Origin of the sequence: Mesorhizobium sp. CO1-1-11, assembly GCF_020164995.1 — a bacterium.
GTDB lineage: Bacteria > Pseudomonadota > Alphaproteobacteria > Rhizobiales > Rhizobiaceae > Mesorhizobium > Mesorhizobium australicum.
In genome coordinates this window covers 115,863-135,597 of the sequence record NZ_JAIUHE010000012.1, presented here as the reverse complement: position 1 = coordinate 135,597, position 19,735 = coordinate 115,863, and the positions used below count along the sequence as shown (strand labels likewise).

Annotated in this window: 16 protein-coding genes and 2 pseudogenes; 9 read left to right on the top strand and 9 right to left on the bottom strand. The window is 59.1% G+C overall.

Annotation, left to right across the window (positions count from 1 at the left end):
- Window positions 1–61: 61 nt before the first annotated feature.
- Complete coding sequence (locus tag LB554_RS16115; protein WP_224527438.1) at window positions 62–883, bottom strand: Ku protein; 822 nt, start codon at window positions 881–883, stop codon at window positions 62–64.
- 295 nt (window positions 884–1,178) lie between these two features.
- Here LB554_RS16115 and LB554_RS16110 point away from each other — a divergent pair, with 295 nt between their 5' ends.
- The 5 genes from LB554_RS16110 to LB554_RS16095 all read left to right on the top strand — a co-directional run bounded on the left by LB554_RS16110 (window position 1,179) and on the right by LB554_RS16095 (window position 6,530).
- Window positions 1,179–1,481: a hypothetical protein gene (locus LB554_RS16110; RefSeq protein ID WP_224585539.1), complete on the top strand. Its 303-nt coding sequence runs from the start codon at window positions 1,179–1,181 to the stop codon at window positions 1,479–1,481.
- 1,073 nt (window positions 1,482–2,554) lie between these two features.
- Window positions 2,555–3,082 (top strand): YihY/virulence factor BrkB family protein, encoded by a 528-nt coding sequence (locus LB554_RS29450; protein WP_263484823.1) that lies wholly within the window; start codon window positions 2,555–2,557, stop codon window positions 3,080–3,082.
- Window positions 3,079–3,417: a YihY/virulence factor BrkB family protein gene (locus LB554_RS29445; RefSeq protein WP_263484825.1), complete on the top strand. Its 339-nt coding sequence runs from the start codon at window positions 3,079–3,081 to the stop codon at window positions 3,415–3,417. The genes LB554_RS29450 and LB554_RS29445 overlap by 4 nt, the downstream gene beginning before the upstream one ends.
- 1,372 nt (window positions 3,418–4,789) lie before the next feature.
- The gene (locus tag LB554_RS16100) at window positions 4,790–5,254 is read left to right on the top strand and encodes a DUF6074 family protein (protein ID WP_015316692.1); all 465 of its coding nucleotides are present in this window, start codon (window positions 4,790–4,792) and stop codon (window positions 5,252–5,254) included.
- Between the two features lie 946 nt (window positions 5,255–6,200).
- The gene (locus LB554_RS16095; RefSeq protein WP_015316690.1) at window positions 6,201–6,530 is read left to right on the top strand and encodes a hypothetical protein; all 330 of its coding nucleotides are present in this window, start codon (window positions 6,201–6,203) and stop codon (window positions 6,528–6,530) included.
- Window positions 6,531–7,405: 875 nt separating this feature from the next.
- Here LB554_RS16095 and glnQ read toward each other — a convergent pair.
- The 3 genes and pseudogenes from glnQ to LB554_RS16080 form a co-directional block, all read right to left on the bottom strand.
- Window positions 7,406–7,596: pseudogene (gene glnQ, locus LB554_RS16090) on the bottom strand (glutamine ABC transporter ATP-binding protein GlnQ); the annotation flags it as partial.
- A 107-nt stretch (window positions 7,597–7,703) separates the two neighbouring features.
- Entirely contained in the window at window positions 7,704–8,891 is a 1,188-nt protein-coding gene (locus tag LB554_RS16085) for an NADH-quinone oxidoreductase subunit D (RefSeq protein ID WP_224585536.1), read from the bottom strand.
- 26 nt (window positions 8,892–8,917) lie between these two features.
- Window positions 8,918–9,814, bottom strand: coding sequence for an SIR2 family NAD-dependent protein deacylase (locus tag LB554_RS16080; protein WP_224585625.1), 897 nt, complete (start codon window positions 9,812–9,814; stop codon window positions 8,918–8,920).
- 398 nt (window positions 9,815–10,212) lie between these two features.
- On the opposite strand from LB554_RS16080, the gene LB554_RS16075 reads away from it, so the two are divergent.
- Complete coding sequence (locus LB554_RS16075; protein ID WP_224585534.1) at window positions 10,213–10,440, top strand: hypothetical protein; 228 nt, start codon at window positions 10,213–10,215, stop codon at window positions 10,438–10,440.
- Window positions 10,441–11,062: 622 nt separating this feature from the next.
- Complete coding sequence (locus LB554_RS16070; protein ID WP_224585533.1) at window positions 11,063–11,350, top strand: substrate-binding domain-containing protein; 288 nt, start codon at window positions 11,063–11,065, stop codon at window positions 11,348–11,350.
- 81 nt (window positions 11,351–11,431) lie between these two features.
- Here the strand turns inward: LB554_RS16070 and LB554_RS16065 are convergent, their stop codons facing one another.
- From LB554_RS16065 to LB554_RS16050, 4 genes are all read right to left on the bottom strand, one after another.
- Window positions 11,432–14,041, bottom strand: a complete 2,610-nt coding sequence (locus LB554_RS16065) for an EAL domain-containing protein (RefSeq protein ID WP_263485840.1) — start codon at window positions 14,039–14,041, stop codon at window positions 11,432–11,434.
- A 311-nt stretch (window positions 14,042–14,352) separates the two neighbouring features.
- On the bottom strand, window positions 14,353–14,691 hold the full coding sequence (locus LB554_RS16060; protein WP_157163648.1) for a hypothetical protein: 339 nt from the start codon (window positions 14,689–14,691) through the stop codon (window positions 14,353–14,355).
- Window positions 14,692–15,051: 360 nt separating this feature from the next.
- The gene (locus LB554_RS16055; protein ID WP_015316685.1) at window positions 15,052–15,315 is read right to left on the bottom strand and encodes a DUF6894 family protein; all 264 of its coding nucleotides are present in this window, start codon (window positions 15,313–15,315) and stop codon (window positions 15,052–15,054) included.
- A 17-nt stretch (window positions 15,316–15,332) separates the two neighbouring features.
- The gene (locus LB554_RS16050; protein ID WP_224585530.1) at window positions 15,333–16,070 is read right to left on the bottom strand and encodes a Crp/Fnr family transcriptional regulator; all 738 of its coding nucleotides are present in this window, start codon (window positions 16,068–16,070) and stop codon (window positions 15,333–15,335) included.
- A gap of 724 nt (window positions 16,071–16,794) precedes the next feature.
- Between LB554_RS16050 and LB554_RS16045 the strand changes: the two genes are divergently transcribed.
- Complete coding sequence (locus LB554_RS16045; protein ID WP_083882996.1) at window positions 16,795–17,091, top strand: multiprotein-bridging factor 1 family protein; 297 nt, start codon at window positions 16,795–16,797, stop codon at window positions 17,089–17,091.
- 269 nt (window positions 17,092–17,360) lie between these two features.
- Window positions 17,361–18,868: pseudogene (locus LB554_RS16040) on the top strand (protein adenylyltransferase SelO).
- A 78-nt stretch (window positions 18,869–18,946) separates the two neighbouring features.
- Here the strand turns inward: LB554_RS16040 and LB554_RS16035 are convergent.
- Complete coding sequence (locus LB554_RS16035) at window positions 18,947–19,273, bottom strand: SemiSWEET family sugar transporter (RefSeq protein WP_015316683.1); 327 nt, start codon at window positions 19,271–19,273, stop codon at window positions 18,947–18,949.
- Window positions 19,274–19,735: the final 462 nt, after the last annotated feature.

Here is a 19,735-nt window from a genome sequence, read left to right as displayed (position 1 = left end):
CGCCTGCGGGTTTCGTACGGAAACAGAGCAGATACCGGGTACGCCCGACTACGCATCATCGCTATGCCGACTTTCTGCCCTTTGATTTGGTGCCGCCCTTGATGCCTTCCTTGGCAAGGCTCTTGCGAAGCACCGAGGCCAGGTCGATGACGTTCTCTTTTGGCGCGGGGGCGGGCTTGGGCGGCGCTTTGCCCTTGCGCTTGGCGTCGATCATGGCGATCAACGCGTCCTCGTATGTGTCTTCGAACTTCGACGGATCGAACTTGGTGACTTTCTTGTCGATCAACAGCCCGGCTATCTCAAGAAGGTCTTCATCGTATTTGGGGTTTTCCAAGCCATTGAACACGGTCTTTTCCGACGTCATCTCGTTGTGAGTGCGCAGCTCGGTCAGCAGCATCCCCTTCTGGAAGGGCTGGATCAGCACCTCGCGCCCGCGCTGATAGAGCACCACGCAAGAGCGCGCGGCCACGCGCTTGTTCGCCATCGCATCACGAAGAACCGAAAAGGCTTCGAGCGAAGCGCCGTCCGCCGGGATCAGATAATAGGGCTTTTCCAGATATCGGGTGTCGACGTCCTCAATTGCGACAAATGAATCCACCTCAAGCGTGTGGTTCGATGTCAGCTTAAGCTTCTTGATCTCATCCGGCTCGACCTTGATGAAATGGTCCTTGTCCACCTCGTAACCCTTGACCTGGTCCTCGCCCTCCACGATATCGCCAGTCTCTTCGTCGACATACGCGCTTTTGACGGGCAGCCCATCTTGGCGGTTCAAAATCTTGAAATGGATCTTGGAGGCCTCGCTGGTTGCACCGACAATCTTTACGCCGCACGAAACCGACCCGATCTTCAGGAAACCATTCCAAACCGCGCGGGGTGCCGCCATGACATTGCTCCTTGTCAGCCGTCAGTAAGAACACACGAAGCCGCCACCCGTTCCGTCGGCACACCAGGGCTCCACTACTCGGTCGCCGCCATCCGGAATGGTTGGGCGACAGCGGGACATCATCGGGAAATGCTGTGGACCAGTAGCCGGCCTCGTTCGAGCATGCGCGGCCGGCACCGGCGTTTGCCGGTCACGTGCCCACCGTGCGCCACATTTGACTCAGTTTGAGCCAAGGCTTAAGCCGACCTTCCCGCCCACGTCCAGGGCGCATCGACTGATCATAAGGTTTGACAAAATGGACGACAAATACGCCAATGCGCGCGAGCATTTTTTCGCGGCAGTTCGCACGCTAGCCGCCTCTTCCGATCCCATCCAAACACGATTCATCGATGCAAACCTGAACGTTTTGCATGTCACGCTCGATGAATTCGAGGGCGACCGCGAGCTCAAGTTCAAGTTCGCCAGGATTTTGGACCTTCTTGCCGCCGACCAAGACAACATTGAAACGGTCGCCATCGAGACGACCGCCCATATGACGGACTTTGAAACCGTCAAGGTGGCGGACCTGATCTGCGATTTCTACTATGAACTGACATAGGCACCGACACCGACGAACCCGGGCGCTTGAGGTGCGGCAAGCCCAGGGCGTGCGGCTCGTTGGCTGTGACACCGACCCGCTTTGTCCCAGTCGTGTTTCTCTTGCAGCATGCGAAGGAGGGCAAGCGCCTACACAGATCCGCTTCCAACTCTCTCAACGGCCGGTGGCGGAGACGTGAATTAGCCGAAACGAATTCCTCCTGCTGCATTCTTGCTCCTCCGATCGGCGGGCAGGTTGCAAATGGCAGGGTTCAGAAAGTTTCGATGCCGGCAATGTCTTGGCCGGCAAGGTGTTTGATTGCATCAAATGGCCGGCCTCCAGAGGGACTTGCTGCCCTCACGGCGTCCACCAGGGCCAGTGCAACGGCTCTACGATGGCATGCCCAGTGTGTCGCGGAAGCGGCCTTCAGGGCGCGGCGCGACCCCTATGCTAAGGGTCCGGCAGAATCGCGGTGGGCGAGCGCCAAGTCGTGTGCGGCCTGATTTTTCGGAGGCGCTAACATTGGTGATTCCGCTGGAGCAGCTTTCCGTGCTTGTTCGCAAACTGAAAAATAGGCCGCGGTAGCGGAGCCTCAAAATGATGGACCGCATACGCCGGGTCGGAGGAAGTTTCGAGGCCGCAATGATCTTGATCAGGGCCGTAGCAGCGGTCGGAATCGTCTTGGTGGTCACCACCGAAATTCTGTGAATTCTCAGATCTCACGGCTCCGGGGAGTGTTGGCTGATAACCCGCTCGGGGAGTTGCGTTTCCAAACCGGTGGCTCGCATCCTGATCTTGTCGGAGCCCAAACCGGCAAAATGTCGGAGCCCGGCAGCTACGCCTCGCCGTGTAACTCTGGCGGACGCGCCGACGTGACGCCCTGCATGTGGTTCTCCAGCGCCATTGAACCCGCACTGACGCTAACTCGACAGGAACAATCAACCGATCTTCTTGTTGGACGGCGATGGCGGTTGACCATCAGGCCTTTGCGCTGCCGCGGAACAAGATACATAGGTGATCGGGCCTGAGAGGGTCACCGCGCGGGGCGAAACTTCTGACCACTTAGGTTTCGTAATCGGTAGCGGGAAAAAGAGATGCTGGACAAGGCTTGGCGAATTACGAAATCGAGCGTGGCCGGCTTCATCGGCGACAGCGCTTTCAGTCATGGCGCCGCAATGGCGTTCTTCGCGGTGACCTCTCTGGGACCCATTCTGTTGTTGGTGGTGGCCGTAGCAGGCCTGGTATTTGGACAGGACGCAGCGCGCAATGCCGTCGCGGGACAACTGACAGGGCTGATGGGCAGTCAAAGCGCGAACGTCATACAAAGCGCACTGCAAAGTGCATCCAACCCATCGTCTGGTGCCATCGCTACCATTGTGGGCCTGGTGACGCTGTTGCTGACAGCATCGGGCGTGTTCGGTGAGATGCAGACGGCCTTGAATGAGATCTGGAAAGCAAAACCCCAGGGAGGCTCTGTCTCTCGCTTGATTCGTGCCCGGACGGCAAGCTTGGGACTGGTGATCGCCCTCGGTTTCCTGCTGATCGTTTCGCTTGCTGTGAGCGCCGCCATTACCGCGCTAGGGGGCACGATCAACCGGCTTTGCCGTTCGGATCCATCTTGATCGAAGGGCTGAATGTCTTGATTTCCTACCTGCTGATAGCAGTGCTCTTCGCCACCATCTACAAGGTTCTTCCGGACCGCCATCTGGAATGGCGCGACGTGTGGTTCGGAGCGTTTGTGACAGCCGCGCTGTTCACGGTCGGCAAGAGCCTGATCGGCTTGTACCTGGGTAGCAGCGCCATAGGATCTTCATTCGGAGCCGCCAGCGCGTTAATCATTGTGCTGCTCTGGATCTACTACTCGTCGCTGATTTTTCTTCTGGGTGCCGAATTCACTCACGCCTACTCTTTTGAACACGGAAGCCAGCGATCCTTGGGTGAGGCTTCACCGGGTTGAGCGACGGCCGCAAAGCGCGCCCGATACGTGGCCAAGAACGCGATTGGCAAAAGTGCGGGATTGTCGCTCCTCGAGCGAGCACGGAGCCCAGGGCTATGAACATTGACGTGACCACGCGCGACCTGGAACTTCACCCGTCGTTTCGACCCCCCCGCGAGCGCCGGGCCGTCGTCGACTTCCTCTCGCACAACCCACCGAACTCGTTGCCCTGCGCCTCAGCACTCAGCCTCCAGCAAAGAACTGGAACCTAAACGCACAGGGTTGGTTTGATGGCCAGAAAGGAGACCTCCATGATACGCTTACTCGTTCAATTCGGTGCCCTCTGTCTGGCGTATAAATTCGGCAAACAAATAGGCCGTGAGCAGGGCCGTCTTTCACCAACAGGCGAACCGCGGCGAGGCTCCGTTTCGGACGCGGGTACCGCACAAGCTAGTGAGCCCAACGAACAAAGTTAGCGCTTGCAGACTGCGGCCACCTGCGAACCCGCCACAGGCCACTGCCGGCCATGGAAAGTCGGCCTCAAGCTGGGCGATACCTTACCGCGGCATGGCGCTCGAGCAAATCCACCTCATCGTGCTGCACTTTGCAGCTTGTGGGCGTCAGCGTGACAAGGGCCGACGGTGCCTTCTCAACCTGATGATCGCAGAGTGTCCGACAGTGATTATACCCCCGCAATCAATCCGCACTGTCAACTTGTCGGCTTTGTGATCGACGCGGATGATGTCGCCGACGAGAATGACCTCATCTCCAGCGCGGGTTTTGGGTGGCGGGTCAACCGAATAGGGTTGCTCATAGGACGGAATGCTTACTTGGGCGCGTCCGCTAGGCAGTATCGAGGTGACGGTGCCTGTCAACGCGACCTCGTCACCGATCTCAAATTCCCGGGGCACGCTATGATGTAGCACAAGCCTCCTCCGGCGTTTCCAGATATCAATGCTGGCAAACTGACTTGGTTGCGTGAAATCGTAAGTCTCTCCCTCCTCGCCTCGGTAAGGCCAAGCACCCGCTCCCATAGCGCTACAAACCGCGCGGGTAGGACCTTCAACCCGCTAAACAAGAGATCGACCGCCCCGATCCAGGACTCACAAACGCGCGCCGTAGTCGCCCAGGGGCCCGTGGACGTGTGCGAAGCCTTCGCCGCGCACGGGCTCGCCTACCGACGGCTGGACCGATTGGGTCAGCGGCCGCTGCATGCATCCGGTGCCAGCCCGGCGGGTTCCTTGAGCACGAGGAGGCGTCGAATTGGCATGGGGCTGATGAAAGCGGTGGATAGTTGTCGAGCTGAAGTATTCTGGCAGAGGCTGTTGTTTTAGCCTGTTCCCGCCACCTGAAATACGCCCCGCGGGTGTAACAGACTCGAAGGGTTCAGCCCATGTCAGTGTCAGCCTTTCCCGTCAGCCGAGAGCTTTCCTCCGTGAAAGTCGTCGCGGACGCAATAGCTCGGCTTCCGAACGATGAAGCGGCCCTTCTTTGGGACGAAACGGCTAAGCATCTGTTGTCAGTCGCTATTGAACGCGGCCATGACACAGACCAGGCGCGCACCGAGGTCGTTCGGTTCTTTGATGCCGTTCAACGCATCGCATGCTATGAAAAGCCTACAACTATGAAGAGTTTCGTTTCGCACACGATTGGCCTTTACCGGTGCCCAGGCGTCCCAGCATTTGTCTGCGTGAGAGAGGGAACCGGGTGCAGTTACCTATCGCAGGACGTTTACAGAGCGTCTAGATACCAGCCCGACTTCGAGGTGCTGCCTTGGGAATCGGAATACCGGGCCGCCAGAAACGCGACAATCTTAGCAGACGGCGATACGAGCGGTAAGTGCCGGACAAAACCATGATGGAACCAAGCCCAATCCGGCGGGTTCACCAACGCTATGACGCTGTACTTCTTCGACACGATTGAGAATGGACAGATCACCCGCGACGATCTGGGCGTCGACATGAGCCCGTGCGACATGCGCGAGGAAGCGATAGCGGCTTCTGCCTGCAATAGTGGCAGACCATCCGCTACCGGCAGACCTCAACGATTTTGCGGTATGGTCCGCGACAACACCGGGGGCTGCGTCTATGAGGCGAGCTTAACGCTCATCACAAGGTCGCTGCTTGCGCCGGCGTAGGCCGTTGGCCGAACCGCAGTGTCTCTACTGGTCGTCCAAGCCTTGCATCGAGCAGCATTTCTTCGCGGTTCAGGACCTTCACAGGACCGACAAGGGCTGCACTGCCGAGCTTTCCATGCAAGGCTCCTGCAAGCGCTTTGTTTGTCAGCCTGGAAAAGCGACGAAGACGCCACCGGCGCAGCAGTCCATGGCCACGAGCACCATGGCACGCTTGCCGGACTCGCCCTGCACGCGGATGATGTCCATCTTGATCATCCGGCGGTTCATCGTTGGCCCACTGCGATACGCGCTGGTGGGACGCCTGGCGACCATGCCTTCGAGCCTGTCTGGTCGACGTGGTGAAAGCTCAAGTCCACCTCGGCGCGGCGAAAGACAGCGCTCCGAACGTATCGGAACCGATCCACTCACGACTCGGCATGTCTGGTTCAGCCTTCACCTGCAGGCGCTCAGCCTCCGGCAACGGATGGACGCACGCCGATGGTGATGATCGACCGACAGGCTGCGCGCCCGGTCGCCCACCGTCCGACAAACGCCGCCTGGGGAACTATTTGCGTCCTCGGTGCGGCAAGCCAGCCGATGGGCTCGAGCGAACCCAGCGAACATTAGCGATCGGGAACTCAGGCCTCCTGCGGTCGTTTAGCAGTTAATCAGCCTTTAGGAGGTTGCCATGAAAAAGCTGCTACTTGCCTCATTGATCGCTGTTGCCTCCGCGGCCGCCACGGTCGCCCCGGCGGATGCATGGGGATTGCCTGGCCTCGGCGTTGGCCCGTTCGGTGGCTTCGGCCCATTTTCGGGCGGCGCGTTCTACGGGGCTCCGTTCTACGACTATGGCGGCCGTTATTACGGCCCGCGGTACTACAGTGACTATCCTGGTTATATGGTACGGTATCCGCACCGCTACTCCAGGCATCACTACCGCCGTTGCCGGGTCAAGCTGTTGAGGCACTGGCACCATCACCACCGGGTGTTGGAACGCGTGCGGATCTGCCCTTACTGACGACCCGCCTTGGTTCACTGATTTCATGCTCGGTCAGCATGGCCCTCGTTTCTTAGGCCGCGCCAATCACCGCGCAAGCTCATATCTTTCGACGTGCAGAAGTCCGTCGACAGGCGGCAATTCGGTTAAACAGTGTCCGACGCGCGGCCCTGAAACAACCCACGCAGGTAACAGACGAGACGAGCTCGCTCCGTTCAAACGTGCACTTGGGTCCAGTTGCTATTCCTGTGCGAATCGCCTCTTTTTCTCCAAGGACCAATCGCAACGCAGTTTGCTGAATCAATGGTCTCTGTCCTTGACGGCGACCGACGTTGCCCCGCTCCCCAGCCCGGCATCGGTCGCCCGCTCTTCGGGCAGTTCAATCGCCGAGGGTGACATCCCCGTATTAATGGGTCAAGCGTCCGGGTCATGTGGACGAGCGACATCCCCATCGTGTCGGCAAGTTCCTGCTGGATAGCGGCAAGTCGAAACTGTTGCCGGGCGCAGCGGGCGCTCTCAGGCGGGAGCTCCGCATAGTAACTTGAGCATTGTCACTCAAATTCGCGCCATTTTCCGGACCGGCGCATGGAATTGCGGGTGGCAGGACTCGACGACAAAGTTCAACGTCATCAGATCGAGCAGAAACTGATCGATCGTGTCGGTTGCAGCGTCTGACCTCTCCTTAGCCGTGTTAACAGCTCTCGCGCGTGCTCCACCGCTGCCGCGTTGGGCACGTCTATCAGAGCCTCGAGGCCATCGATTTCCAATTCACCCTCACATGCGACAGCAATGAATGCTGTGCCGCCCTGCGAATGTCCAGGGAAAGCATAAAAATGAGAGTGTGTCTCGGACACACTAACTCGCCGGCTGCGGCTTAGCAAAATTCGCGTCAGTTGCTTCAAAATCTGGCTGAGAAACGGCTTGGTCCGGGCATGCTCGGGCTCCCGAAGAAGCTGTCGGGCTTGCCTTCCTCGACGATCTGGCCGGCATCCATGAAGGTCATGCGGTCGGCCACCGCGCGAGCAAATCCCATTTCATGCGTGACGCACACCATCATCATGCCGTCGCGGGCTAAGCCCGCCATGGTCGGCGCAATTCAAGAGCAATAAAGACATCCGGCGGCCAGCTTGAGGATACCGCCGGCATCATTGCTGAAAACCTATCGCCATCGGCTGGGCTGGCGGATCCGCAGGGCTATCGATCCACGTCGCCCAAGACAATGTCCAGTGAACCTAGAATGGCCGTGACATCGGCCAACATATGGCCACGGCAGAGCAGGTCCATTGCCTGCAGATGAGCGAAGCTCGGAGGACGCAGCTTGCATCGGTAAGGCTTGTTCGTGCCGTCGGCCACGAGGTAGACGCCAAACTCCCCCTTCGGCGCTTCCACCGCCGCGTAAACCTCGCCGGCCGGCACACGAAAGCCCTCCGTATAGAGCTTGAAATGATGGATCAAAGCCTCCATCGAACGCTTCATGGCCGCACGTCTGGGCGGGACGACCTTGCCGTCGTTATTGGAAACCGGCCCAGGTCCTTCGCTTGCGAGCAGGTCTATACATTGCCGCATGATCTTGGCCGACTGGCGCATCTCCTCCATGCGCACCAGGTAGCGGTCGAAACAATCGCCGTTCCTGCCGACGGGTATATCGAAGTCCATCTCGGCATAGCACTCGTATGGCTGGGACTTCCGCAAGTCCCAGGCGGCACCTGATCCCCGCACCATCACGCCTGAAAAACCCCACGCCCAGGCGTCACTTTGCGAGATCTGACCGATGTCAACGTTGCGAAGTTTGAAGATGCGGTTGTCCGTCAGCAGCCTGTCCAGGTCATCCACGGTTTTGCGGAACGGGTCGATCCAATTGCCGATGTCTGTTATCAAGTCTGGCGGCAGATCCTGATGCACGCCGCCTGGACGAAAATAAGCGGCATGCATCCGAGAGCCGCTGGCCCGCTCGTAGAAGACCATCAGTTTCTCGCGTTCGACAAACCCCCACAAGGGCGGGGTCAGTGCTCCCACGTCCATGGCTTGGGTGGTGACATTGAGCAGATGAGAAAGTATCCGCGAAATCTCGCTGAACAGGACCCTGATCAGCTGGCCACGCCGCGGCACGGCTAGGCCCATCAGTTTCTCGATTGCAAGGCACCAGGCATGTTCCTGGCTCATCGGTGCCACGTAATCGAGACGATCGAAATATGGCAGCGCCTGGAGATAAGTCTTGGTTTCGATCAGTTTCTCGGTGCCGCGATGAAGCAGGCCGATATGAGGGTCGACACGATCGACGACCTCGCCGTCGAGCTCGAGAACCAAGCGTAGCACGCCGTGCGCCGCAGGATGCTGGGGACCGAAATTGATGTTGAAATTTCGGACGGAATTCTCTGCCATCTAGCGGGCTCCTTCGAGAGGCCCGCCTAACCTCCCTCCGAGCCGGACGTTCCATTTGTGCGCCCGGCCGGCATTGTTCCACCAGGCTCCGCCAGGTGAAACTTCGGCTCATGCACAACCGCTTCCGCCAATTGACTGAGGAAATTCACCAGAGCAGCTTGCGGATCATCGAGTTCGCCGACGACCACTGAAATACCCCAACGCCCAAGCACCGCCTCCTCCACAGGATTTCGGCTGGTCATGAAAATGAAAGAAGGAGGGCGATCTTTTTCATACCCAGATCGATGCCAGGTTTGCCACAGGCGATGCAACAGCAACCGGATGTTCGGGTCGGAGAGGCTATAGCCTATGAACAGGATCGTGCTACCAAGTGCATCGGAACGAAACCGCACATCGAGTGGGGAATTAAAGGAAAGCCGGTCAAGATAATCCGTTTCGGTCAGGACAAGAGAAGAATCCTCGTCGAAGTCGCCATGGAACTTGACGATGTGGGTAACCCCCTGGCGGGCTTGAGCTACATCCCGTGCATTGGCCACCTTGACGTATCGTCGACCGTATATTTCGAACGCCAGTTCCAAGTTGCGGTCGTAATTCGTGGTATAGATGATGGGGAAATTGAGCATCACGATCAGGCGATGCAACTCCGATTTTTCTATCCGATCCTTGGCGACCGACCAGTTTCTGTCCATCCAACTGCGCAGTGGTCCGATGCTGCCATGCCGTATCCGATAGTACTCGGCCAGAGTTTGAAATCGGTCGCGGCGCATCGAAAACTCGTCATCGATCCCAAGTTCTTTTGCCATCTGCTCGATCAGTTTTTCCCAAGACGGAAGCCCAACGCTGATCGAGACACCCGCCCCGACGAAGAGGATTGCACTACCGCGGCCGATAGCTTTTGCCAGTGATTCGAGACCATCGTTCATGAACAGGTGCCGGTGCTGGCTGAGGCGCTCCAAACAGTTGCGGCCGTCGCAGAGGGCATCGAGGTTCTCTTTCGCGTCACTGGCATTCGTTGGCGACCAAACCAAGAGAGCCACGCTGTGTTCCAGGACGCGGTCCGAAACTTGCCGTCAGCGCCGTCGCGTTTGGTGACGAGTTGAGACGAGCAGGGCAGCGGCTCCCAATGGTAGGGGCGACAACCACCTAGGAAGGCGACAACCAGAAGCAGCCAAGGCGAGAGGTTCCGATCAGACGATGGACCTTCTCCTTAGCCAAGCACCCTTGTGCTGAATTGTTCTCGAGCAAAACAAATCGGGGCCCTTAACAAATCTAAGTGCGGCCGGGGCTCGTTCTTGTACGTTCACGAGGAATGGAGGCTGCGATGAGCCAAAAGCGCCGTGATCTGGACTACCTTATTCAGCACTATATTGACTGCAGGCGAGGCAAACCTTGGCCGCTGTCAGTATCGGCGGCCGTGGTGGCGATACGAACAGTTTTCCGCGAAAGCCTCGCTACTGATCGTGAATTGGCAACGCTTATTGCCAGAGCTGCGATCGATCGAGGACTGGTTATCGAGTTCGACCTCAATGAGCCTGCGCAGACGGCATAGGGCCGATCGACACAGGTAGCTCGACCAATCCTCACGGCAGGGAGTCGCCAGCCGGCTGGAATTGGGGCGCGGGTGCGGATAGCTCTGCAAGAAGACCTCGGACTGCTCGTCACACGTGACTAATCGCGCGAACTCGGTCAGTCGTGCATTGCACTATCACCGTGGCGCTCTGCAGATCAACGCCGGCGGATAAGTCAAAGGCAGTGGCACGACCTGATCAGCAACAAAACGCCGATTGCGTAAGGGGCGAACAAAAACACCATAGCCAACCAGTAGCCAGGTTGCGCCATCGCCGCCAAATCTGATCCAAGCTGTTCCATTTGCTGCCCAACGCAGGACGGTCCAGTTTGTTCCCGGGTTGGGGGACCTCAGAGCCCCCGGCGAGCATCCAGGCCTTACCCGTGATTGAGCTGCAGCCTCGGACATTAGTCCGGTCTGACTATGTTTTCGCAGGTCGTTGCGAGGTCACCCTCGGGCGGCTTCGGCCCAGCGAGTTTTCACGCAGGATGGATAGACAAGATCGTTGCCGTCCCTCAAGAATTGAGAGTCGATAGCATATTCGACGGTTCCTCAACCGAACCGGGCTGGGCGGAATCTGGCCAACAAGGGATGTTCGTTTCCCGTGGCAAACTCGCCTGACAGTGTCATTGCACTGGAAACCCTGCGGACTATTCGCCGACGCGGCATGAAGATTCCCGACGACGTTTCGCTGATCACCTTTCACGATGCGGATTGGACCGGGGTCACAACTCCGCCGATCACCGTCGTCGACCAGCCGGTCTATGCACTTGGCCATAGCGTCGCGGAACTGCTCATTCCTCGCCTGGAAGGCGATATCCAACCGCCGGAAAGGCTGGTCCTGCGGACCGCAATCATCACGCGAGGCTCGGTGGGTCCACCACATCCGTGAGTCCACCACAGCTATAGGCCCTGACCGTACGCTCACTTGCCGTCCAGCGGAGCGACGACGCCCGGAGGTCGTTAGAAGCACCTATCCCGTGGCCGGCCATTTGCGAGATTGCGCAAAGCGTTCTAGAGCCTTGGCGTCCATCGGGCGGCCGAGCGCGTAGCCCTGCAGCAGGTCGCAGCCGAGATCTTTCAAGATGCGCGCATGCTCCATCGTCTCGACGCCTTCGGCCACCACGTCGATTCCGAGCGATTTCCCGATTTCGATGATGGATGACACCAAACGCCGTTGCGGCAGCGAGCTGGTGATGGGTGTGATCAGCTGGCGGTCGATCTTCAGTCGGCGCGGCTGAAGCTTGAGCAGACTGACGATCGAGGCGTAGCCGGTGCCAAAGTCGTCAATCTCAATGTCGATACCGAGGTCCTTGATGTGCTCGATGTTCCAGGCGACGAGGTCGTCATTCTCATCGAGGAAGATGGACTCGACAAGTTCGAACGAGACCGTGCCTTCGCCGATGTTGAGCTTGCGAAGGCCATCGATCAGGTCCTTGTCCTCAAGCCGGCGTGCCGAGACGTTGACCGAAACGTGTGGAATGTGGAGGTGCTGAAGCTGCCAGCGCTCAAAATCGGCCAACGCCCTTTTGAGGACCGTTCGGTCGATCAGCGCGACGACGTTCAGCTCCTCCGCTACCCTCAAAAAGACGTCAGGGCCCAGGATCCCGCGCGTCGGGTGCTGCCAGCGTGCCAGGGCCTCCACGCCGACAATTTCCAACGTGCCGGCGTCAAACTGCGGCTGGTAGAAAACGATGAATTCGTTGCGCTCGAGGCCACCCAGGATCTCGTCCGCGGTCCGCTTGGTCTCCACGATTTCACTTTGCAGCTCATCATTGAAGAACTCGTAGCGGTTTCGGCCCCGGCTCTTCGCCCGGTAAAGGGCAAGATCGGCGTTGACCAGGAGCTGCCGTGCGTCGAGCCCCTCGCCCGTATTCGTCGCAATGCCGATGCTAACGCCGAACCGGCACTGGTGGCCACGAAAATCGACGGGTTGCCGCATCTCCTCGATGATGCGGTCGGCCAGTGCGGCGAGCTCGGCGTCGTCGCGCCTGGCACAGATGACCACGAACTCGTCGCCGCCAATGCGCGCGACGAAGTCAGCTCGTCCCGCATTAGCCGTGATGACCTTCGAGGCATGCATCAACATGGCGTCACCGGCGGCGTGCCCGAGCGTGTCGTTGATCTGCTTGAAGCGGTCGAGATCCAAATGCAGGAGCGCGGTTCGTTCTCCCGGACGCATGCTCGTCGCCAGCATGTCGTCGAGATAGCGGCGGTTCGGCAGACCGGTAAGCGAATCGTGGAGCGCCACATGTTCGATGCGCGCCTTGGCCACTTCAAGCTCGGCGTTCCTGAGCTCCGACAACTGCCTTTCTCGCACAAGGTTTTCGTTGAGCACGACGTCGCTTGTCACGTCCCATTCGGCGCCGATCATCCTGGGCGTGTCGTTGCGCTCCTGGAAATAGGTCGCGCGCGTGCGCACATGCCGGATCTCGCCATTCGGATGGACAATCCGGTATTGCGAGGAATAGGGTCCCTTCACCGCCGCCGCGGCATCGAAATCCTGCTGCGCCCGTTCGATGTCGTGCGGATGAATCACTGACGCCCAGTCATCATAGCCGCGCGGCTTCCGGTCAGCCGGCTTACCGTATATTTCGTTGACACGGTCGTCCCACACCAGCTCGTTGGTAGCGATGTTGTGCTCCCAGACACCGATCCCCGACGCATCCAGCGCGAGTTCAAGGCGACCGGACAATCGCCTGAGCTCGGCGAAGTTTTTCTGCCTTTCGCCGAACAGCCGCCCCGCAACGAGAATGGGTAGCACGACAAGCGCCCCCGCCAATGCCATGATGGCCCGCAAGGTCCAGGGATTCTTCGCCGATGCGGCCCAGCCACCTTTTGGGATCGCCGCGATCTGCCAGGAACCGGACGGCAGATGCACTGTCTCGGTCACTGGGTTGGCGCGCGTTATACTCTCGCCACCGAAGAAGCGATCACCCGTCCCGCCAAGGCCGTCCTTGCCGGTCAGGGCGATCTCGATGTCGAGATCACCGTCGGTAAGCCCGCTTGCCTTGTAGAGGCGCTCGACGTCAACGACGACCGAGACGATGCCCCAGAAGCGATCGCCGCCCCCCGCCGTCTTCACGAACACCGGAAAGCGGCCGATGAAGCCCTGCCCTCCTTGCGCCAGGTCGACTGGACCGGCCAGCACGGGCACCCGCAGGTCGCGCGCCCTGAGGGCGGCGGTGCGTTGGGCATCGCTCTTGCGGTAATCGAGGCCGATGGCCTTTTCGTTGCCAGCCATTGGATACATGAGCGAGATAACGAGGTCAGGCGCGCCGGCGACGTTGCGCAGCTGAGATTCCTGCTCTAACAGGTTGCTTGCCAGTGCCGCAAACCTCTGTTGCCCCATATAGGGCTCGCTCACGATCGCCGAAACGAGGCCGCGCGTAAGCTGGAGGTTACCGTTGATGTTGCCTTCCAGCTTGGCCCTTATGATGTTCACCTTGGCCAAGACGTCGGCGCGCGCCAATTGGTCTGAAACGATCCTGTTTTCGCGGTCGGCGAGAATGGCGCAGATCACAAGCACCACAAAAGCGATCGCCGCCGGCAGGTTCGCGAAAGAAAATACCGAGTGTCTCAACCGGCTGAGACTGGATGCAGTGCTGGCCAAGTGACCCAAATACCTTTCCCGGGACTAACCCTCGGCCGATCCTAGTAGAAAGTACTTAAATTTGGTTTTCCATCATGCCGGGCAATTTCAGCATTGGGTGGCGCTCGCAAAGGGTCACGATCCGGCAGTGGGATCTCAAACAGCCGCACTCTTGCAACCACCGCTCCCGACGAGCATGCCCCACCTGCCTGGACGAGCAAGACGCGGCGCCTTCTGGGTGCATCGGAAAGGCAATTTGACGTGCCTGCAGGTTGGGAGCGGGCCGGCGGCCCCCGTCACTCTCACTTTCGATATCGCGCCATAATAGCGCTGAGCCAGTTGAACAGACTGATTTCCTCGGGTCGCCCCTCCACCTCCTGAATGGCGGTGCGCAGCGTGAGCTCCACCAGATCATCTGCAGCCTCGACGGATTGCGCTCGATAGGAGCGGGCGACCAATCTGAGCGCGGCAATCAGGCGTGGATCTGTTGCGTCGGAAAGTTCATCTGCCGCAAACTGGAGAATTTTTCGGCTATCGGTTTGGTCTTGAAGCATGACTTCCATGCCTGTTCTGGGGCGGTTCGTCACCGGAGCCGCGCTGACCATCGACGGAGGCGCGAACGCATAAAGCACCAGAGTCAATTTTGAAGCGTCCGCAGGCCGGACTGATAGAGCCGTTTACAGACTAAGCCGGGCATCGGACCGAGCAAGCTCAAATGATAAGTGAAGGGTAGTTGGTATCAATCCGACAATCGAATTGCCTCTGCCACGCGCCCCAGCTGGTGCTCTGGATTACCGCAATAGGGCGTGCCATCTACCAACATGCTGCCGGCTTGCTTTGAAGCGTCTTCACTTGGATTTTCTCGCTGCTTTTGAGCCTTGTGCGCTTGCAGCAGATGTTTTGACATCTTTTGATTTGGGCTGCGACTGCCGCCAGCACCGGTCGGCTTACGCAAAACCTGCTCGCTGTAATGACGTCTCGACCCCCCGCTGTGTCGCGTATCACCGCTCGGCAGTCGGAGCAGTAGGACGGCGCGTTAGCAGCATTTGAAGAGAGAGGCTCAGCCTGACCAGCTTCTTGTCATTCTCGTCCCGAATTTCAATCGCCAATTGATGTCCGTCGACGCCCTTCAGCGAGTCTCTAGCCAAGTCGATTAGACCTGCTAGCGCCTCGTTTCGTGCGGCTTCGATCCCCCCACATTCGATGCCAGTCTCATCTTTGATGAGCGCATCGCTTTCATAGGTGTCAAAGAAATATCTCGCCATCGAACCCACCTCCACCCTCACAAGCTCGTCGCGTTCCTTTGGTGAAGGTAGCCGGTTTCAAAGTCTCCGGCTCGAACGAGGCCAGGCCAGTCAACAGCGTGAAATCGGGAGCCCTCGGTAACAACCAGTCCGTCGCCTCGAAGATCCTGCAGCGTTCGGTTCACGTGCACGGCCGACAAGCCCAAGGCGTCGGCAAGTTCCGCCTGCCTAATCGGAAGCTCCGCCACATGGTCCTTGATAAGCCCCATAGAGCGAAGGCGGACGATGAGTTCGCACAGAATATGCGCCATACGGGCATACGCGTCGCGCCTTCCAACGTTGGTGACCCACTCTCGATATATAGCCGCGTCGATCAGCGTCGAGCGCCAAAACACCGTCGCTATCGAAGGATGTTGGTCGCAAATGGCCCGCAGCGCATCATGCCGCATGAAGCCAACCCTGACGCGCGTGAGTGGTGTGAAGGTGCAATCCAAAACAGACAGGTGCATTCCGTGGAGATCAGGAATGTCGCCCGGAACAAAGAACGACGTGATCTGCCGTTTACCCTCCCCAGTCAATTTTGTGGACCCGACCAGACCCTCCAGGATGACAAATGAATGGGTGGGACGATCTCCTTCGCGCACAATGTCCTGATTGGCCTGAAAGTCCCGCTTCTGGAATTGAATTCCCTCCAATACACCGATATCTGAGTCCGTCAGATCACAGATTATTTGAAGCTTACGGGTCAAAATGCTCGGGGAAGTGGCCTGTGTCAATTTTTGTGACCGGATTGCGTTACGTGCCGAACTTGGGCCGGGCGCTAATGTTCCTTGCACCCGGTCTGGGAAGGACCTGTTAAAGGGCCCGAGGCGTTTGCCAACTCACCGGCTGCAGTTCCGGGGCGCCTGGACCCTTCGCCAGCGCTTTCGCCTCTCGGACGAGGATGCGCAATTCGTCCCGAGCAGCGATATGAACTCCCGCGCTGTGGCGCTGTGATTCCAGTCCCTTTCACGAGCTTTTGAACAATGCCGCGATCAGGTTCAAGCGTCATAGGACGGGATCCTGACTATAGACATTTGACGTATATTCCAGGCTCATTTCTCTCCCCGCGGCGAAGCCGAGGGCGTCGAAGTGCGTAGCGAGGAATGCTAAGCAGTTTCCGCTCGGGCTTTTCTTTATGCTGCGGCCGTCATGGGCATCGAGCCGGAACAAATCGGGTTGATTTCGGTTCGGAGAACCTGATCGAGGACCTCATGACCACCACCTCCAATTCGCCAATGCGTCCAATTTTCATCTCCGGGCCCCCGATGCGCACGAGACGTAGAACCCCAGCCCTCTCGCTCGACGTCTCGCAGCGGCAGACACCTCCTCCTCGGAGAGGCTCAGAACTGTTTAGGAACCGGCAGACCTGGCTCGCGCAGATATGGGCGGCCGTGATGTCGCCGTCGTCGCGGTTGGCCGCGCTGAGACGCATCCTGGGGAGCAGCCTGGGGCCGTTCGATGCATGTCGGGCTCGATGGCGAGAGTTCAGTGACTGATCTGACGCCGGAGCAATCGCGGATAGCGCGAGGTCTGCTGAATTGGCCGCAGGTGCGGCTCGCCGTGAAGTCAGGCCTCAGCGAAGGTGCGATACGAGATTTCGAAAGCGGTCGGCGAGTGCCTGGCCCTCGTAAACTTTCAGCGATTCGAAATGCATTTGAAGCGGGCGGCATTCGGTTCTCCACAGATGGCCCGATCAAAGCACAAGGTGAAGCAGGAGCACTGGAGCAGTGCCCTGCGACCCGAGAAGGCGGTTAGGGAAATGCAGGCCGCCCCTTTGAAACCCAAGCAGACCAAATGCTGTAGCCGCGCGTGCGGTAGCACAGGGCAGGGAACGACGCCTTAGCGAGCCGGGCGCGCTGCGGGCGTTTGGAGCGCGGGTGCGGCGGCAGCACCGGAGCAGAAGTTCGGGAAAGCCAACAAAGCCGCGGGATGAACCGGGAGCGAGCCGGCGGCCGCGGGTTGACATCGGCATCGACGCAGTGATCGACATGGTTACGACCTCTGCCACAGCAAAGGAGAACCTCATGCCTTCATCCACAGCCGGATCAGCCGTGCGGAGCCCGATCTGGCCCTTTCAGCAGAGCTATGCCCAGTCACCGGATCATTTCTTCGCGCGTGCCCCTCTCCACCCGGTTTCAAACCCCAGGCTAATCCGGCTGAACGAGCCCCTTAGCTCTGGGGTTAAGGCTTGATCCCGATCAGCTCGGGAGCCCTGCTGGGATCGCCGTGCTTGCCGGGAAGAATTTTCCAGATGGACTGCACCCTATAGCCTTAGCCTACGCTGGCCACCAATTCGGCAACTTCGTCCCCAAACTGGGCGACGGACGCGCAGCACTGCTGGGCGAGGTCGTCGATGTGCACGGAGTGCGTCGGGATGTCCAGCTGAAGGGTTCAGGACCGACCCGATTTTCGCGCAACGGCGATGGCCGTGCTGCGCTTGGTCCGGTGCTTCGTGAATACGTGGTCAGCGAAGCAATGGCTGCGCTCGGCAGACCGACCACTCGAGGCCCTGCGGCGGTGCTTACCGGGGACCCAGTCTACCGGGAGCGCCGGCTGCCAGGGGCCGTGCTGACCAGGGTGGCAGCGAGTCATATCCGTATCGGCACTTCCAATACTTTGCCGCCCGCAACGACATAGAAGCGCTGAAGCTCCTTGCCGATTATGCCATCCAGCGTCATTTTCCTGAGGCGGCCAGGAAACCGAGACCTTACCTGGCTCTGCTCGAGGCTGTGATCGCGGCGCAAGCGGAACTGGTGGCGCGGTGGATGTTGCTCGGCTTCATCCACGGCGTCATGAACACCGACAACATGCCGATATCCGGAGAGACGATTGACTATGGACCGTGCGCGTTCATGGATTCATATGATCCGCAAGCGGTGTTCAGCTCCATCGATCAACATGGCCGCACGCCTACGGCAACCAACCTCGGGTGGCAGTCTGGAATCTGGCACGCTTCGCCGAGACTCTGCTGCCGCTCCTGAGCGAGCGCGAGGGTGAGTCAATCTCGCAGGCCGAGCAGGCACTAGGGGAATTTCACGCTCGCTACGAAGCTATTTTACATCGCGGGTTCAGGGCAAAGCTTGGGCTGCTGAATGAAGCTGACGGTGACTTGGACCTTGCCAACGATCTGTTGGATGTGATGGCGCGTGGGCGAGCGGATTTCACGCTCACCTTCCGCTTGCTAGGAGATGACCTCGACATCCCTGGCGCCCAAGCTACCGCGAGGCGGCTGTTTGAGGATCCCGGCCCCTTCGATGCCTGGTCGATGCGCTGGCGAAATCGCTTGGCGCGGGACGGCAGCGCCACCTCGACGCGCAAAGCCGCGATGCACGGCAGCAATCCCAAGTTCATTCCTCGCAACCATCGCGTCGAGGCAATGATCAAGGCTGCGGTGGAGGACGATGACTTCCGAATCTTCGAGCAATTGGTGGAAGTCGTGTCACGGCCGTTCGAGGAACAGCCCACACTGTCCTATTACGCGGAACCACCCAAGCCGCACGAGCGCGTTCTGCAGACCTTCTGTGGCACGTGACATCCCCGCCATACCGGCGAGACGCCACCAACGCGGGCGAACTCTGTAGGGCCGGGGGTCAAGCTAACGAGACAGGCCTCAGGACGCGGGCGGGCGAGGCCTCTCGGAGCCAGGCGAAGGATCGATTGCGTCCGCCACCATGTCCCTCTTGGAACTGGGAAGGACCCTCATCAGCAGGATAAAAGTGGCGAGCACGAGGCAGACAGCGTTGGTGACTATGATGGGCCATTCGCCTTTGATGATGCCGAAAGTCAGCCACAGCGCGAAGCCCAGCGCAGTGATGGCATACATCCACGCCGATATGCCAGCCGTGTCCCGGGTCTTGATGATCTTCCAGGCTTGCGGGGCAAAACTGGTCATTGAGCACAGTGCTGCCAGCGAACCGATGAGCGTGACCTTTTCCACGCAACCAACCTCCAACTATCGGCTCATTCGCACGCCCGAAAGGCCCGCTTCTTCGACCTCGGAGACACTGGCAAAGTCTTTGGTACCGAGGGCACAGTGCTTCCCCGGTTGGAAGCCGCCCAGCGAAAGCCAATCACAGCACTGGCCTGAGATGGGCAGGGACGCCCTGCCGCACGCGAATTTTTCCACATAGTCGGCCAGCAGATCAGAGCGGTTCTGGAGGTGGTGATCAGGTTCGAAGCTCAGCCGCTTTGAGCCGCGACAGCAAGTCGCGGGACGCTTGGATAAGGCGCCTTGTCTCCTCAATCGTACGAAGCAAGTCTTCAGCGCTCGCCCGGGCCCGACGGCTAGCGAAGTGAGCTGCTTCCAAATAGACCTTGCGTGCTTGACGGGGATCACTCATCGCTCGACTTTATAAGTTGGAAGCAAGCGGAAGAAACTAACGTGTGTTAAGGCAAGCGG